This is a genomic window from Archangium lansingense, assembly GCF_026626635.1.
Taxonomy (GTDB): domain Bacteria; phylum Myxococcota; class Myxococcia; order Myxococcales; family Myxococcaceae; genus Archangium; species Archangium lansingense.
On record NZ_JAPNKA010000001.1, the window covers coordinates 8651144 to 8665744 of the forward strand.

The 14601-nt window shown below is 68.7% G+C and carries 11 protein-coding genes; all 11 read right to left on the reverse strand.

Features of this window, described 5'->3' with window-relative positions:
- Window positions 1-14 precede the first annotated feature (14 nt).
- The 11 genes from OV287_RS34165 to OV287_RS34215 all read right to left on the reverse strand — a co-directional run bounded on the left by OV287_RS34165 (window position 15) and on the right by OV287_RS34215 (window position 14585).
- Window positions 15-1139, reverse strand: coding sequence for a PepSY-associated TM helix domain-containing protein (locus OV287_RS34165; protein WP_267538232.1), 1125 nt, complete (start codon window positions 1137-1139; stop codon window positions 15-17).
- 106 nt (window positions 1140-1245) lie between these two features.
- Window positions 1246-2076, reverse strand: a complete 831-nt coding sequence (fhuF, locus tag OV287_RS34170; protein ID WP_267542461.1) for a siderophore-iron reductase FhuF — start codon at window positions 2074-2076, stop codon at window positions 1246-1248.
- A 10-nt stretch (window positions 2077-2086) separates the two neighbouring features.
- Entirely contained in the window at window positions 2087-3277 is a 1191-nt protein-coding gene (locus OV287_RS34175) for a type III PLP-dependent enzyme (RefSeq protein WP_267538233.1), read from the reverse strand.
- On the reverse strand, window positions 3277-5076 hold the full coding sequence (locus OV287_RS34180) for an IucA/IucC family protein (RefSeq protein ID WP_267538234.1): 1800 nt from the start codon (window positions 5074-5076) through the stop codon (window positions 3277-3279). The genes OV287_RS34175 and OV287_RS34180 overlap by 1 nt, the downstream gene beginning before the upstream one ends.
- A complete protein-coding gene (locus OV287_RS34185; RefSeq protein WP_267538235.1) occupies window positions 5073-6293 on the reverse strand; it encodes an MFS transporter in 1221 nt (406 codons plus the stop codon). The genes OV287_RS34180 and OV287_RS34185 overlap by 4 nt, the downstream gene beginning before the upstream one ends.
- A complete protein-coding gene (locus tag OV287_RS34190) occupies window positions 6293-8125 on the reverse strand; it encodes an IucA/IucC family protein (RefSeq protein WP_267538236.1) in 1833 nt (610 codons plus the stop codon). The genes OV287_RS34185 and OV287_RS34190 overlap by 1 nt, the downstream gene beginning before the upstream one ends.
- A complete protein-coding gene (locus OV287_RS34195) occupies window positions 8113-8886 on the reverse strand; it encodes a ParB N-terminal domain-containing protein (protein WP_267538237.1) in 774 nt (257 codons plus the stop codon). The genes OV287_RS34190 and OV287_RS34195 overlap by 13 nt, the downstream gene beginning before the upstream one ends.
- Window positions 8886-10085: a type III PLP-dependent enzyme gene (locus OV287_RS34200; protein WP_267538238.1), complete on the reverse strand. Its 1200-nt coding sequence runs from the start codon at window positions 10083-10085 to the stop codon at window positions 8886-8888. The genes OV287_RS34195 and OV287_RS34200 overlap by 1 nt, the downstream gene beginning before the upstream one ends.
- On the reverse strand, window positions 10082-10882 hold the full coding sequence (locus OV287_RS34205; RefSeq protein ID WP_267538239.1) for an HpcH/HpaI aldolase family protein: 801 nt from the start codon (window positions 10880-10882) through the stop codon (window positions 10082-10084). Before OV287_RS34205 ends, OV287_RS34200 begins: the two co-directional genes overlap by 4 nt.
- Complete coding sequence (locus OV287_RS34210; RefSeq protein WP_267538240.1) at window positions 10879-12750, reverse strand: IucA/IucC family protein; 1872 nt, start codon at window positions 12748-12750, stop codon at window positions 10879-10881. Before OV287_RS34210 ends, OV287_RS34205 begins: the two co-directional genes overlap by 4 nt.
- On the reverse strand, window positions 12741-14585 hold the full coding sequence (locus tag OV287_RS34215; RefSeq protein WP_267538241.1) for an IucA/IucC family protein: 1845 nt from the start codon (window positions 14583-14585) through the stop codon (window positions 12741-12743). The genes OV287_RS34210 and OV287_RS34215 overlap by 10 nt, the downstream gene beginning before the upstream one ends.
- Between the last annotated feature and the right edge of the window lie 16 nt (window positions 14586-14601).

Here is a 14601-nt window from a genome sequence, read left to right on the forward strand (position 1 = left end):
GCCAGGGGGGGTCATCAACTGGTGCTCTCGCGCGAGGGCATGAGCGCGGCCCGCCGGGCTGGGGCCGCGGCAGCGCGGGTCCTGGCGAGCCAGAGGAAGAAGCCAGTGAGGAAGAGACCCGCGGGGAAGAGGCCAGTGAGCACCGCGAGCAGCCGCGTGGCCAGGCCTCCCAGCGAGCCGATGTGCAGCGGGAAGCGCAGGGTCATCAACCGCGCGGCCAGTGGCGCCTCCAGGGCGTTCTCCGCTCGCAGCACCGCGCCGGTGTGGCAGTCCACGTCCACGACGCTCATCCCATTGGGGTGCGGCTCGTCCGGGAAGCGCTTGCGCACCCGCAGGGGCGCTCCGGGTGAGGTGGGCAGGTCGACGCGGGTGGTGCGCGCGCCGGGGAGGGCCTGGTCGGCCTCGGCCAGCAGCGCGTCCAGGGGCAACGGCTCGCCTGTCGCGGGTCCGGGCTTCGGGGGCGCGCTCCGCGGAGCCGAGCCGGTGACGAACTGGAGCGCGCGCTCGAAGGGGAGCGGGAAGACGAGCGCGGCCCCGGTGAGCCCGGCCACCAGGAGGAAGGCGAGTGAGAGCAGTCCGCCGAGCTTGTGCAGGTCGTAGTTCGCCCGCCGCCAGCGCAGCGGCCGGCGCAGGGTAAGGCCCTCGGCCAGCTTGCGGCGGCCCGGCCACCAGAGGACGAGCCCGCTGAGGCACAGGGCGATGAGCACGAGGCCGGCGGTGCCCACCACCGCATGGCCCAGCTCGTCGGCGAAGAGCCTCACGTGCAGCTCGCGCAGGGTGCCCACCAGGCTCTGCCCGGGCGTGCGCGCGCCGAGCACAACGCCGGAGTACGGGTCCACGTACACCTTGAGGGCGCCGTGGGGCTTCATCCAGGCCTCGAGCGGGGCATCCGGCCGCTCGGGAATCCGTAGCTGGCGCGGCGGCGTACCGCCCTGGTGCTCCGTCACCACCTCCACCACCCGTGCGAGCGGCACCCGCTCGCCCGTGGGCTCCACCCGCCGCACCTCGGGCTGCAGGTGCCGATCCAGCTCCTCCCCGAAGACGAGCGCGGCCCCGGTGAGCCCCATCACCGCCAGCAGCGCGCCCACGCTGAGGCCCGCGTACAGGTGCACATGGAAGAGGAGCCGGCGGAACGTCATCGGATGGAAGGGGTGACGTTGAGAATCAATATCAATTGCGTCTACCCGCCATTCCGGGGGCTGTCAAGCGAGCGTGGGCGTGCGGCTCGCCGGCGTGAGGGAGCCCTCAGGCGTTCTCGGGCAGGCCCAGCTTCCGCAGGAGCGCCACACGCTCGTGGCCCCTCAAGATGGGGCAGGTGTAGCAATGGAGCAGGCCAGGCAGCTTGTAGCGCTGGCAGCACGTCTCGCGGACCCGAACGACAGACGCACGGCCGAATCCGCTCAGGTCCTCATAGCGGACCGACTGGTGAAGCGGGTTCGGCCCGGGCATGAGCGGGCTGACCGGTTGCTCCAGGAGGATTCGCCGGTCTTCCTCGACTGCCGCCGCGACCTCGGGGCGAGCCCTCAGTCCGTCATAGACATCCGCGCACAGATTGCCGGCGTTGCCCCACAAGATTCTCTTCGGCAAGCCCGTCACGCGATGCACCTGTTCGACGATGGGCGCCAGGTGGTTGGCGAAGAGGCTCGACAGCACCCGCCCGTGAAGCACATCCAAGCCGACGCGGGGCGCTGAGATGTCGAGCTTCAGCCGCGGTGGATGGACCACGATGCCCGCGAGGGAGTGCAGGACAGCGGCCCTGGGCAGACCCTCCTCGGAGAGGGTCATGCTCACGTTCGAAATAGAGCCGTCCAGCCCTACCCCGGCGAGCGTCATGGCCGCCAGGAACCCCGACAACAGCGCCGCGTTGTAGTGCTTGTGCCAGAGCGAGGCGGCCGCTCGCAGCTCGCCCGTCCGGAGCGTCTCCATCAGCCGCCGCACCTCGGCCAACAGGTGCTCGTCCTCGAGGTACACCGAGGCTCGCACCACGTTCCGTCCATGCAGGTGCTCCCCCAGGAGCAGGCGGCTCTCATAGGGCGCCAGGAGCGGAAGGATTCGCTCCATCTCGGCGAGCGTCATCGACACGTGCCTACTCGAGGTAGAGATGCTCCGGGTGGGGCAGGCTGCTGAAGTCATGCGCGGAGATGACCCAGCCATAGGCGCCGGCATAGGGGAAGGCGAGCACATCCCCTACCCTCACCCGTGGCAACATCACGTCCTGCGCCAGGATGTCCTTGGGACTGTCCATCTTCCCGACGATGGTCACGGGACGGTTGACGCATTCCGGCCGCTCGAAGGGGTAGGCCCACCGCTCTACCGGAAGGAGCGCGACGGGATGGCTGTGCTTCCACGCGCCGGGCAACAGGAAGTGATGGAGCCCGCCGGCGATGACGGCAAACGTCTTACCTCGAATCTCCCGGACGTCGAGCACCTCCGCCGCATAATACCCGCAGGACGCCACGGAGTAGCGGCCACACTCGAACAGGACCGAGACGCGTTCGGAAGGAAGCGGCTCGAGCCGGGCGGGCAGCTTGGCGGCAAAGGCAGACATGTCGAACTGGGCCTGCAAGTCGCCGTAGTTCACGCCGATGCCGCCGCCCATGTTCACGCAGTCGACCGCCAGGTGAAACTCCTCGGACCACTGCCGCACCCTGCGGGCGTAGTGCTCGACCATGCCCAGGTGCTCCTCCACCTCGAGGTTGTTCGACAGCGAGTGAAAGTGAAACCCGCGCAGCCGGAGATGTGGCGACGCCTGCGCCTGCAGGATTGCCGCGGGTACATCCGCCTCATCCATGCCAAACTGGGTCGGCCTGCCAGCCATCTGGAGGGTGCCCACCGGGAGCGGCCCCCGCAGGTTCACCCGCAAGAGGAGCTCCATGACTGTCCCATGGCTCGCGGCAATGCGCTCGACCCGCCGCAGCTCGTTCAGGCTCTCGACGTGCAGGAGGCTGACCCGGTGGTGAATGGCACCTGCAATCTCCTCGTCGGTTTTCCCCGGGCCGCCAAAGAGGATGGGACTGGTCTCCGTGACAGCCCGTACCTTGCGCACCTCCCCCAACGACGCAACCTCGAAGCCGTGAACGATGGGGGCAAGGGCCCGCAGCAACGCCGCATCCGAGTTCGCCTTGATTGCATAGAAGTAGCGGCACCTGGGGGGCAGCAGGGCGATGGTGCGGGAGACGTGCTCCTTCAACTGCTTCAAGTCGTACAGGAACGCGCAGAACGGGCGTGCCCCGTCCCGCTGCAGGTGTTCGTCAATCCTTGCCTTGATTCGCTCCACTACCGTGCTCCCGTGCGGAAGGCGGCGAGTGGATTCCTCACCATGTGGACACCCGTGCCGGCTTCGGCGAACAGCCTGCGGCCCGTCAGTTGCTCAATGGCAATCCGCTCCGAGAAGAGGTCGAAGGCAGTGAAGCGCTCGGCCTCGTGCGGGAATCGTCTCTGGTAGCCGTGAATCACTTCCGCCGCCATCGCCCAGAAGCGCTCCTCTGGCAGGCCGTAGCGCTCCAGCAGGAAAAGGGAGAGCTCGCCAAGGTTGATGAAGAAGAACGCGTCGTGGAAGAAGTCCTTCACCTCGGACGGGTCGTCCCTCTCGAGGAAGGAGTTCCGGTTCACGCGCGGATGGTTGGCGGGTGGCCCCTGCGTCTTCGGGCCAGCGTCTCCTGTCCGCAGGAAGGGCCGCGCGAACCGGATGCCGTCATGGAAGTCCTTGAGCGCCAGGCGCGCCGGCCTGCCTGCCCTGTGGATCAACACCATGTTTTGCGCGTGCGCCTCCATGGCCACGCCATGGGAATACAACAGGCGGATGAGCGGGAGGATGGCGACCTCCAGAAGCTCGCGCGTCCAGGCCTCCGTCCCCTGCTCCCGAATCCACCCGTCAATCAGGGGGCGCCCATCCGTGGCGACGTGGCAGAGCGCGTTGAAGGGGACAGCCGCTTCGCCCGAGCGCAGGTGGGGATGGAGGCTCTCCCTCCAGATGGTCCCCAGCGTCCCGTACACCCTGGGCTCCAGCATGCCGGAAAGCCCCTGGTGATTGTAGGTGACTCCGACGATCTCCCGGAGGAGCGTCAGGCCCAACTCTTCGCGCAAGAACGAATCCTGCTCCTGGATGCCCCCGAGCCAGCCCGAGATGGCAGGGGCATTCAGGATGGTGTGCTGAGACAGGATGCGACTCGTCGATGTGTTGGCGATGCTCAGAGGCAACTTTACGTAGGCCTTCTCGGGCCTGGTGGCATTGGCCAGGGTCCGGATGGACTGCTGCGGACGGTACTCATCCTCCCCTTCGCCAAGATAGATGAGCCGGCCCGCGCCAAGCTGATCCACGAAGCCGCCCGACACGATTTCGCGCCACTGCCAGGGATGAACGGGGATGAGTGTGTACTCTCCCAGGGTGCGCCCCCGGAGCGCCACCGCGTCGGCGAAGCGCGCATGGGTGGCCGCGCCAAGCTCTTGCCGCACGAAGGCATCCAGTTCCAGGCCCGGGACGACCGCCGTCCTCGCCTCTTCCTGTCGTACGGCGAGCCAGACGAGCCGGAGCCTTGGCTTGAACTCCGGTCCGAAGGCCTGGTTGTCCACCAGGTCGAAGCCGACCCGCGACTTGTAGCACGGGTGGTAGGGATGACCATCCATCACCTCGCCCTCGAGCTCGTCGTAGCTCAACTCCCGCAGCGGCGGCTGTTGGAACCGGACGTCCTGGGCAAAGGTGTCCTTGAGCAGGGTTTGATGGAGCTCCTCGATGAAGGCAGCGAGCTTCTGTGAATCCGCCTTCAGTAGGTGTGAGACCTCCAGGAGGAAGGTGGACAAGGAGGTAGCCTCCTCCCCGTCACGCTGCACCGGCAGCGCGGTGAGCCGGACCCGGTCGAAGCCAAGCGCGCGCCTCCCTTGGCAGGCGTAGCGGACCTCCTGATTGTGCGCATCACGCCCGCTCAGAGAGAACTCCAGCAGCCCGTCCTGGAGCGCGCGCACCTGGGGCTCGACAATCCCTTCGTAGACCAGCGACTCCACGAGCTGGCGGAAGATCCGCCGCCGCACCGCGGCCTGCTGGGGAGACTGAAACACCCGACCGACGCCATCATTCACGACTGGACCGCTCCTTCCCGCGCAACAGTGTCCGATGATTTCTGGGGCGCCCACACCGCGGCGGCCCCGGCCACGAAGCAGGCCGACATGGTGACGAAAATCCACGCCGGGCTGAGGCTCCGGGCGAGGAAGGCGCTCACGAGCGAGCCGCCGATCTGCCCCACCACCAGGAGGCTGTTCGCGGCACCGATGTGAGCGCCGCGCTGCGACTCGGGCGCCGCCTGCGAGACGATGAGGAGGGCCGAGGGCAGCAGGGCGCTGAAGCCAAACCCTTGCAAGGCACGCCAGGGGAGGAGCCACTCGAGGCCCAGCGGCAGCGCCTGGAGCGCGACGCCCGTCCCACAGAGCAACGAGGCGATGATGAAGTTCCGCTCCACCAGGGAGGTGTCGTTTCTCCTCCCCCACCAGGGGGCCCCAAACAGGGCGGCGGCCCACGTGACTGCCTGCATGACGCCCACCCAGGTGGCCGCATGGGTGTGCAGGGGTGAGAGTTCCTTGACCCGTGCGGCGAGGATGGCCACCAGCCCGTAGACGCCCAGGTTGGCGCAAATGCCGGCCACCAGGAACCGCCGGACGCGGCGCTCTCCCAGGAGCTGGCCAAACGTGCCCCAGATGCCGGCCCGAGGAGCGACGCTCGCCACCGGGCGGTCCCTATTCAGCAAGCCCACCGCGGCCACCGCCGAGAGCCCGAGGAGTCCTCCCAGGAGGATCAACAGGTGGCGAAAGCTCCACCAGTCCATGAGCACCCCACCGATGATGGGGCCCATCAGCGAGCCGGCCGCGACGGCGCTCTCGAGCCTTCCGAGCACCTGCCCCCGGCTCTCGGCCGAGGCCTGCGTGCTGGCCAGGGCCGTGCCCGCACTGACCACTCCGCCGAACGCCCCCTGGAGCAGGCGGAGAAGGAAGAACTGGAACGGAGTCTCGGCATACCCCATGAGGATGAGCGTCAGCGCAAGCCCCGCGAGCGCCCGGACCACCATCCACTTCTGGCCCCAGCGGTCACCCAGCCGGCCCCAGAGCGGAGCAGTCACGGCATAGGTGACCGCGGGGGCTGCCAGCGCGAAGCCGCTCCACGTCAGGGCCGATGCCTGACTCGTGGCTCCGAGCTCGCGCAGAAAGAACGGCAACAGGGGGGCAATGACGCACAGGCTGGTGACGGAGAGAAAGTGGCTGCCCCAGAGCACCCGGAGGTTGCGCTCCCGTTCGTCGAGTTGCATCAGGGTGCCATCCGCCTGAAGGGGTTCCCCGTCTTTCCCCACCCGGACGGCATGCTGCTCCCCGCGGGACCGGAACGGCCCAGCAACGGCGCCAGCACCATCTTGACGGGCCACTCCGGGTCCTGGAACAGCGCCTTCTCCACCGCGGCTCGCGCACCGACGGAGAAGCCGGCGCTGTCCACCGCCTGGGTCAGACTGCTCCCGAGCACGCGGAAGAACTCCGCCTCAGGGATGGCGTAGCTCCGGGAGAGCGCATCGGCAATGCCATACAGATTGACCTGAATCCCGAGCGTCTGGAGGTACCCCAGCAGCGCCTCCGGGGTTTCGTTGTAGAGCGAGTTCGGCCGGCCTGGCTTGACGATGTAGTGCGGGTCCGAGAGGCCCGCCTCCTGGAGCCAGGGTAAGTGAATCCGCACGGTGTCATGGTCCCTCAGCAGGAGCCCATCCACCTCACCGTCGTTCAGCACCAGCAAGACGTTCTGGCCGTGAATCTCCGGAAGGACACCATGCCGCAGCAGGCGCATCGCGAGGCCGAGGAACCGCGTGGATACCGAGCGGAACAGCTCCAACACGTCCGCTCGGCTCGCGGTGCCCTGGCCCCGTCGCGCCAGCCAGGACGTGAAGAGGTGTGCGTGTGAGGCTGTCCCGGGTTGAGCCAACGCGGACATGGGGACGAGCTGAACTCGACTGTCGCACAGCAGCCGCGCCGGGTACTCCCGGATGAGGCAGGAGAGGTGCCGCGGCCGGTCTTCCCACCAGTCGCTGCCCGGTGGGTAGAAGGCAAACCAGACCGTCTCATCGCAGAGGTGGAGGCGCTCCCGAAGAATGGAATCCTTCATCAAGACCTGGTGGAGCAACTGCTGCCCCCGCTCGCCGTTCCGCATGGAGAGGGCGGAGAGGGAGCGGATGGCGCCGAGCGACTCGATGCCGATGGGCAGCTTGACGTGCCGGCCTCCCCCTCCGACCGGCGCCAGGGAGCGAAGTGACGAGCTGGCGACGTAGCCTCCGGCCTCTACCCGCAGCGGGACACAGATTGACTCCGCCACTTCCGGCTGGAGCTCGCGGGGAAGAGTCCGCTCCATCTGCCAGGGGTGGACGGGCAAGGCCATGTAGTCCGCGGGACTCAGGCCGGCCTGCTCCATGGCGGCCATGACTGCCCTGGCCTCCGGCTCCGGGAGCAGCAGCTCAGAGGGACTCCGGCCCTGGACATCCCGCCCGAAGAGCAGATGGTCCCGCCGCACGGCCATCCATCGAAGGGTGACCTCCCGGTGAAACTCGGGGGCATAGCAGCGGTACTCGGCCTCGCTCCATCCGACCTTCGCCTTGGCCACGGGGTGAAATGGCCTGTCACGGAACGCCGCCCAGCGCTCGAGGTCGAGCAGGGAGGTCAGCCGCGGCGCGGGAAGGGTGTCCAGCGCCCCGTTGGAGAGCTCCCCCTGCGCGGCTGCCAGCCGAAGCTCGTCACACAGACGGCTCACGGAGCCCTCATGAGAAGCAGCGCTGGCCAGGGCCTGCAGGAAGTCAACGGCGGAGAGCGGCCTCTCCACATGTGGCTCGCACTCCACTTCGATGACCGCGCCGGAGGAGGTGCGATACGGCTGTGTGACCGCGGGTGTGATGGGAATGAGGAGGAACCGCTTGCCGGGCTCCACCCAGAAGCGCAGGAGATGCGTGGAGGCCTCATCGCGCTCGGCGAGGGATGAGGAAGGCCCCGCGGCGCGGGTGTGCAGCTCGCTGCGGGTTGTAATCCCGAAGAGGTCCTCGGCCAGCAGCGTGTTCACCAGGTCGGTCATCACCTGCTGTTCCCCGGCCGCGCGTGTCAGGCTTCGCACAGGTAGACTCCCTCGGCGTAGAAACGAAGTGCCCCCAGCCGGTGCGCCACGAGCGCCTCCCATTGCGCTTCGGTGTCGGCGGGGCTGCGCAGCAACTCGAGCGGGATGCGCAGATTGAGGAATCGCCCCTGCACGACGAAGCGCGTGACGCCGGGAGGCATCCGCTTCCCCTCCGAGACGACGGCCTCCACCTCCTCGAGCGAGCACGCGGGGTAGCGGAGCAGCACCATGCCTGGTTCCGGGCGATGAACCGCTCCGTCGGGCACGCGCCGGACCGCCCCCGTGCCCGTGTAGGCCTCGACCACGCGCTGCCAGGCCGGGAGGATGGAGAGGATGTCCCGCTCCGGCGTGGCCGCGTGGATCGAATGGCGCACCCCGGCGTCATCCACCACCTCGGCGATGAGGCGCCCCTCGCACTCCACCGCCTGGCTCCACCTGAGGGAAGGATTCCGCCGCAGCTCCGTCAGCCACGGGCCCTTGGGCACGAGGTGCGTCCAGGCCTCGAGGCTGAATGCTCGAGGCTCGACCCACTGGACGGGAAGACGGACGCAGCCGAGCTCCCGCAGTGCCTCCGTCCGGTGCGCGCCGTCTAGAATCAGAGCGCGCCCATCCGCCATCGGCGTCCCCAGCAGGGGATGGCGGAGGACACCTTCGGCCGCGATGGCCCGACAGGTTTCGTCGAGCCTGCTGGGCTCGTGCCCTTCATGGATGCACACGCGCTCCACGGGCATCAACCGCAGCTCGGGCAACTTCCCCGCCATCAGCACGCCCCACCTTCCAGGAAAATCTGCTCGGGGTGTGGATGGCTGAGGAAGTCGTGGTGGGAGATGGACCAGCCGTACGCTCCCGCATACTGGAAGAGGATCACATCGCCGACGCGCACCCGCTCCACGGCGACGTCGTAGGCGAGCACATCCTTGGGCGTGCAGAGCTGCCCCACCACGGTGATGGTTCCGTCGCGCAGCTCCGGCCGCTCGATGGGGGCGGTCCACCCCTCCAACGGGACGAGCGTGAAGGGATGGCTGTGCTGCCAGGAGGAGGGCAACCGGAAGTGGTGCGTGCCGCCCCGGACGATGACGTAATCCTTGCCGTGGTTTCGCTTGATATCGAGGACCTCGACCGCGTAGGCGCCGCACGCCGCCGTCATGTACCGGCCGCACTCGAAGAGGATGGTCGCGCCGGGTGGACACTCGTCGGGGAGCAGCTGGTTCAGCTCCGTGGTGAAGGCCTCCCAATCGAACTGCTTGTCGAGCTGGCGGTAGTTGACCCCGAGCCCGCCGCCCGCATTGACGTAGGCAATGTCCAGGGAGAACCGAGCGGCCCAGGTCCGGGTGAGCCGCAGGTAGTGTGCCACGAGGTGGGCATGTCCCGTCGCATCCAGGTCGTTCGAAATCGAGTGGAAGTGGAACCCCCGCAGGCGCACGTGCTGGCACCGCTTCGCCAGTCCAATCACCGCGGGGATGTCCTCCTCATCGATGCCGAACTGGGTCGGCTTCCCCGCCATGTAGAGCGTCGCGCTGGGGAGTGGACCGCGCAGGTTGACGCGCAAGAGGATGTCCGCCACGCGCCCTGCCCTGCCCGCCAGGTAGTCCACCCGCCGGAGCTCATGCGCGCTCTCCACGTGAAGCAGGCTGACGCGGTGCTGGAGGGCACCCTCAATCTCCGCATCCGTCTTTCCTGGGCCACCGAAGAGAATGGGAGCGTCCGGCGCCACCGACCGGACCTTCTCCACCTCCCCGAGCGAGGCGACCTCGAAGCCGTGCACGATGGGGGCAAGCGCACGCAGGATGGGCTCTTCCGAGTTGGCCTTGACGGCGTAGAAGAGACGGCACGTGGCAGGCAGCGTTTCGATACACCGGGAGGCATGACGCTTCAGGTGCCCCAGGTCGTAGATGTAAGCGCACAGGGGGTGAGAGCGCTCCGCTTTCAGGGATTGGACCACCTCGCTGAGCTCTGTCATGACCCACCCTCGGGGGCGTCACCCTCCGTCAAGAGCTGCTGGTAGGGTCGCAGTTGGGCCTGGAGGGCCCGGAACGACACGCCGCGCTCGTCACCCACGACGAACGCCCGCACCCCCAGCTGCCACCAGGAGAGGGCGTCTTGCATCGCCCTGGGGATGGCGCAGAAGGGGATGCCCCGTGCGCGGGACGCCGCCTGCACCCGGTGGAGGGCTTCGCGCACCCGCGGGTGGCGCGTGCTCCAGGGGATGCCGAGCGACTGCGACAGGTCCGCCGAGCCCTCGAGCACGAGGTCCACGCCGGGCACCTGGAGAATGGCTTCGATGTCCTCCACCCCTGCCTGGTCTTCAATCATCACCACGACCAGCGTCTCGACGTTCGCCTGCTTGACGTATTCCTGGAGGTCCACCCCTCCGAAGCGCGCCGCCCGTCCGGTCCCCATGCCGCGCTCGCCCTCCGGGTAGTAGCGGCTCGCTCGCACCGCCCGCTCGGCGTCCGCGGCCCCGCGCACGCGTGGCACCACCACGCCCTGTGCTCCCGCATCGAGCGCCCGCACGATGGGCCCCGGGGCGTTCTCCGACACCCGCACCAGCGGCGTCAGCCCGACGGCATCCGCCGCACGCACCATGTTCTCCAGCGTCTCCGGGTTCACCAGCGCGTGCTCGGTGTCGATGATGACGAAGTCGAATTCCGCGCAGCCAATCATCTCCACCACCACCGGCGAGGGGGTGGAGCAGAAGATGCCGAAGACGGCCTGCTGCTTCGCTAACGCCTGCTTCAGCTTGTTGGGTCGAATCATCGGGGTACCGTCTCCATGCCCTCCTGGGGCGCGAGCGCGTTGCGTACGGGGTGCATGCGGACCTCGGTGTCCGGGAGCAGGCGGCGCAGGGCGAGCTGCTCGACCTGGGTGGTTGGCGCGAAGAGATCGAAGAGGGCGAAGCGCTCCCGGTGCTCGGGAAAGCGGCGCTGGTATGCGAGGATGACCTCGCGCGCGAGCCCCCAGAACTGGCGCTCCTCGAAGCCGAGGTGATCCGCGAGGAAGAGCGCGAGCTCTCCCAGGTTGATGAAGAAGAACGCGTCGTGGACGAAGTCGCGGACCTCCGCCGGGTCCTCTGTCTGGATGTACGAGTTGCGGTTCACGCGCGCGTGGGAGGGCGGCGTGGCGCGGAGCACGGGCCTTCGCTCCGGGTGGGCGAGGTGGGCTGGCGAGAAGCGGATGCCGTCGTGGAAGTCCTTGAGCGCCACCCGCCGAGGGAGCCCTCCAGCGTGGATCAGGACCATGTTCTGCGCATGGGCCTCGAGCGCGATGCCATGCGCATACAGCAGGTGGATGAGCGGCAGGACGCTCACCTCCAGGAGCTGGCGCACCCACTGCTCCGGCCCGAACCGCCGCACCCACGGTTCGATCAGCGGGCGGCCATCGGCGTCGAGGTGGCACAGGCCGGTGAAGGGCAGCGCCTCCTCGCCGGCGTCGAGGAAGGGGTGGAGGCTCTCTCGCCAGATGCACGCGAGGATGCCGGAGGTCCGCGCCCGCAGCGGCTCCGGGCGCTGCCCTTCGAAGGAGACGCCCAGCACCTCCCGGAGGAGGACGGTCCGCAGCTCGTCCCGGAGGTAGGTGTCCTCGCGAGCGATGCCGGAGAGCCAGTCGGAGATGGGAGCCGCGTTCTCCACGGTGTGCGACGCGAGGGTGCGCGCGGTGGAGGTGTTGAGGATGCTCAACGCCAGCTTGAGGGACGCCTTCTCCGGGTGGCTGCGGTTGGCGAGGGTCCGGATGGACTGCTGGGGCGTGTAGAAGTCATCCGCCTCCCCGAGCATCACGAGGCGGGCGTCCCGCAGCTCCGGGAAGAGTGTGGAGAGGACCTGCTCCCGCCACTGCCAGGGGTGGACGGGGAGGAGGACGTAGTCCTCGGGGGCCAGGCCCCGCTCGAGGAGCATCCGACGGAAGCGCGTCCGCGTGGCCTCCGTCAGCTCGCGGGCGAGGAGCTCCCGGGGCTCCGTCCCGGCGGAGGCCGTGCTGCGGGTCCACTCCCGGTGGGCCGCGAGCCACAGTGGCCGTAGCTCGGGCGTGAACTCCGGGCCAAAGGCGAGGTGGTCCACGGCGTCGAAGCCGATGCGGGACTTGTAGGACGGGTGGTAGGGGTGGCCGTCCATCAGCTCGCCCTCGAGCTCGTCGTAGGGGAGGCTCCGCAGGGTACGGCCAGAGCGGCTCCGCCGGTGCTGCGCGAGCGTGTCCTTGAGGTGCGTCTGCTCCAACTCGTGGACGAAGTGCGCCAGGCGCTCCGGGTCTGCGCCGAGGGACGCACGCAGCTCCGAGAGGAAGCGCGCGAAGGACTCCGCCTCGCCCACCTCGCCTCCGCGGACACGCAGGATGGGGCCGGGGCCGAGTCGGATGCGCTCGAAGCTCCAGCGGCGCCGCCCCTGGCACTCGTAGCGGACAGGACTGCCCGCATCATCCTCCCCGTGGAACCGGAATCGCAGCTGCTCGCCGTCCGGCTCACTCTCCGGCTGAAGCGCGCCCTCATAGAGGAGTGCTTCCACCAACTGCCGGAAGATGCGCCGCCGTACCTCGATGAACTGCTCGGACCGGAGGGCAGCTTCCAGGTCCAACAGGTCCTGGAAAAGTGACACTCCGGCGCTATCGCTGGGAGCACGTGCCGTCAGCTCCATCGGGGCACCTCCTGCTCACGAATGGGGTTGGGGACGTCGAGGTAGAGCGGTCGCTCCCCGCGCTCCCGGAAGCGACTGGTCAGGTTGGCCTTGGCCGGGAGGGTGGGCCCGTCGAGGAGCGCTTCCAGGTAGGGCGCACCACCCGTCGCGCGGAGCGAGAGGGCGTTGCTCTCGAGGACGTTCCGCACCACCTTCCAGAGCCTGGGCTCGTCACTCGGGCCGTGGAGGGCCAGAGTCACGAGCAGGTGGCTCAGGTGGTTGACGAAGAAGTAGTACTCGAGCCGCTGCCACGCCTCTGTGTCGTCGTAGAGCGCCGAGTGGGTCTCTGTCAGGCCACCGGCGTCGAGGAGCCCCCGCGCCGCCGCGCGGTCACGGCTCAGGCTCGCTCCCTCGAGGTCGCGCACATGGAAGTGCTCCGGCCACCCGTCCTTCAGGGTCAGCAGCGAGTTCTGCACGTGGGCTTCGAGACTGAGCCCTTCCTCGATGAAGAGCCGAAGCAGCGGCATCATGGAGACCTGGAGATAGCGCCGAAGCCAGGCCTCCACGCCCGAGGGCTTCAAGGGGCCCGATGCGACTCCCGTGGCCCGCCGGACGGCCCGCATGATGGCCGGCTCGCCGTGGCTGGGAGAGGGCTCCAGCAACGCCGCGACCACCAGGGGCGCGGGTGTCTGGGCGCAGGGACGCGCATCGCGGAACAGCACCGCCGTGTGCTCGGCGAGGGCGTGCCGCTCCTCGGGTGCCCAGTCCCGGGGAGCGAGCGCGCGGTAGCCCGTCTCGAGGAGGATGGAGAAGTTCGGCTGAGGCGCCCGTGCCTGGAGCAGCGCCACCACGCGGCTGATGCCCAGGCTGCGCTGAAGCTGCTCCTGCGGGTTGACGCGCACCAGGTTGGTGATTCGAACGCCGAGCGGAAGCTTGAAGAAGAAGGGGTGCCCTTCCGCGAGCACGGTGCGCACCGACGAGGTGGGGTGGACGCTCTTCCCGAGAGGCCCGAGGTGGACCACGCGTTGCTCCTCGAGCAGCCGCCGGAACCCGGGGAGGCCGTGCAGGTGACGCACCTGCCAGGGGTGACACGGGAGCAAGCTCCACCCGCCGCGGGTGGAAGTCAGCAGCGCGGCGGCCTCCTCACGGACCGCCGCCGGCAGGACGTTCTCCCCTGCCCCTGGCAGGAAGTCCTCCTCGATGAGCTCCGGCGATGCAGCCAGGTAGTGGAGCGGGAAGGTGGCACCCAGCTCTGGCGCGTATTGCTCCAGGTCCGAAGGGGTGAAGCCCTCCGAGCTCTTCGGAGTCGGATGGAACGGGTGTCCGAAGAGGATGCGCTGTTCGGCGGCCAGAAAGGCAATGGGGCCTTCACCGTCCGACGGCCATGGCTCGCGCTGCGCGCTCCGGTCCAGGTACAGCGCGGTCTTGTCGACGCTGTTCTGGATGTGGCGAAGCAGGGCGTCCATGCGCCGCTCGCGGACGACGGGCTCCGCCTCCTCGCTGGCCAGCTCAGCCACGAGGATTCGCGCCAGGTGCAGGGCACCGTCCACCCTGCGGTCCGGCACACCCGTTGCCGAGCATTGCCAGAGAACGGGGCCGTACCGGTGGTGGCCCGAAGGCGAGCCGCGGCGCAGCGTACCGAGGAGGAGCCGCCCCGTGCGGGGGAGCTCTACACGCAACGGGCAGCCATCCGCGCACAGCTTCTCGTGGATGCCGCTGGGGAGGGGCAGCGCCCGCAGTTGCTCCAGGGTGATGCGAGGATCCGCGAGGCCCGTCTCGCGCAAGTAGCTGTTGAGCAGCCGCTCGGTGGCAGCGGGTTCGGCCAGGACGTACCCGGATGGGGGCAGTGGGGCCATGGCCGGCGCAGGCGAG

Coding starts and splice junctions, on each gene's coding strand:
- OV287_RS34200 (WP_267538238.1), bottom strand. CDS start 10,085: ATGACAGAGCTCAGCGAGGTGGTCCAATCCCTGAAAGCGGAGCGCTCT.
- OV287_RS34205 (WP_267538239.1), bottom strand. CDS start 10,882: ATGATTCGACCCAACAAGCTGAAGCAGGCGTTAGCGAAGCAGCAGGCC.
- OV287_RS34215 (WP_267538241.1), bottom strand. CDS start 14,585: ATGGCCCCACTGCCCCCATCCGGGTACGTCCTGGCCGAACCCGCTGCC.
- fhuF (WP_267542461.1), bottom strand. CDS start 2,076: ATGACGCTCGCCGAGATGGAGCGAATCCTTCCGCTCCTGGCGCCCTAT.
- OV287_RS34195 (WP_267538237.1), bottom strand. CDS start 8,886: ATGGCGGGGAAGTTGCCCGAGCTGCGGTTGATGCCCGTGGAGCGCGTG.
- OV287_RS34210 (WP_267538240.1), bottom strand. CDS start 12,750: ATGGAGCTGACGGCACGTGCTCCCAGCGATAGCGCCGGAGTGTCACTT.
- OV287_RS34165 (WP_267538232.1), bottom strand. CDS start 1,139: ATGACGTTCCGCCGGCTCCTCTTCCATGTGCACCTGTACGCGGGCCTC.
- OV287_RS34185 (WP_267538235.1), bottom strand. CDS start 6,293: ATGCAACTCGACGAACGGGAGCGCAACCTCCGGGTGCTCTGGGGCAGC.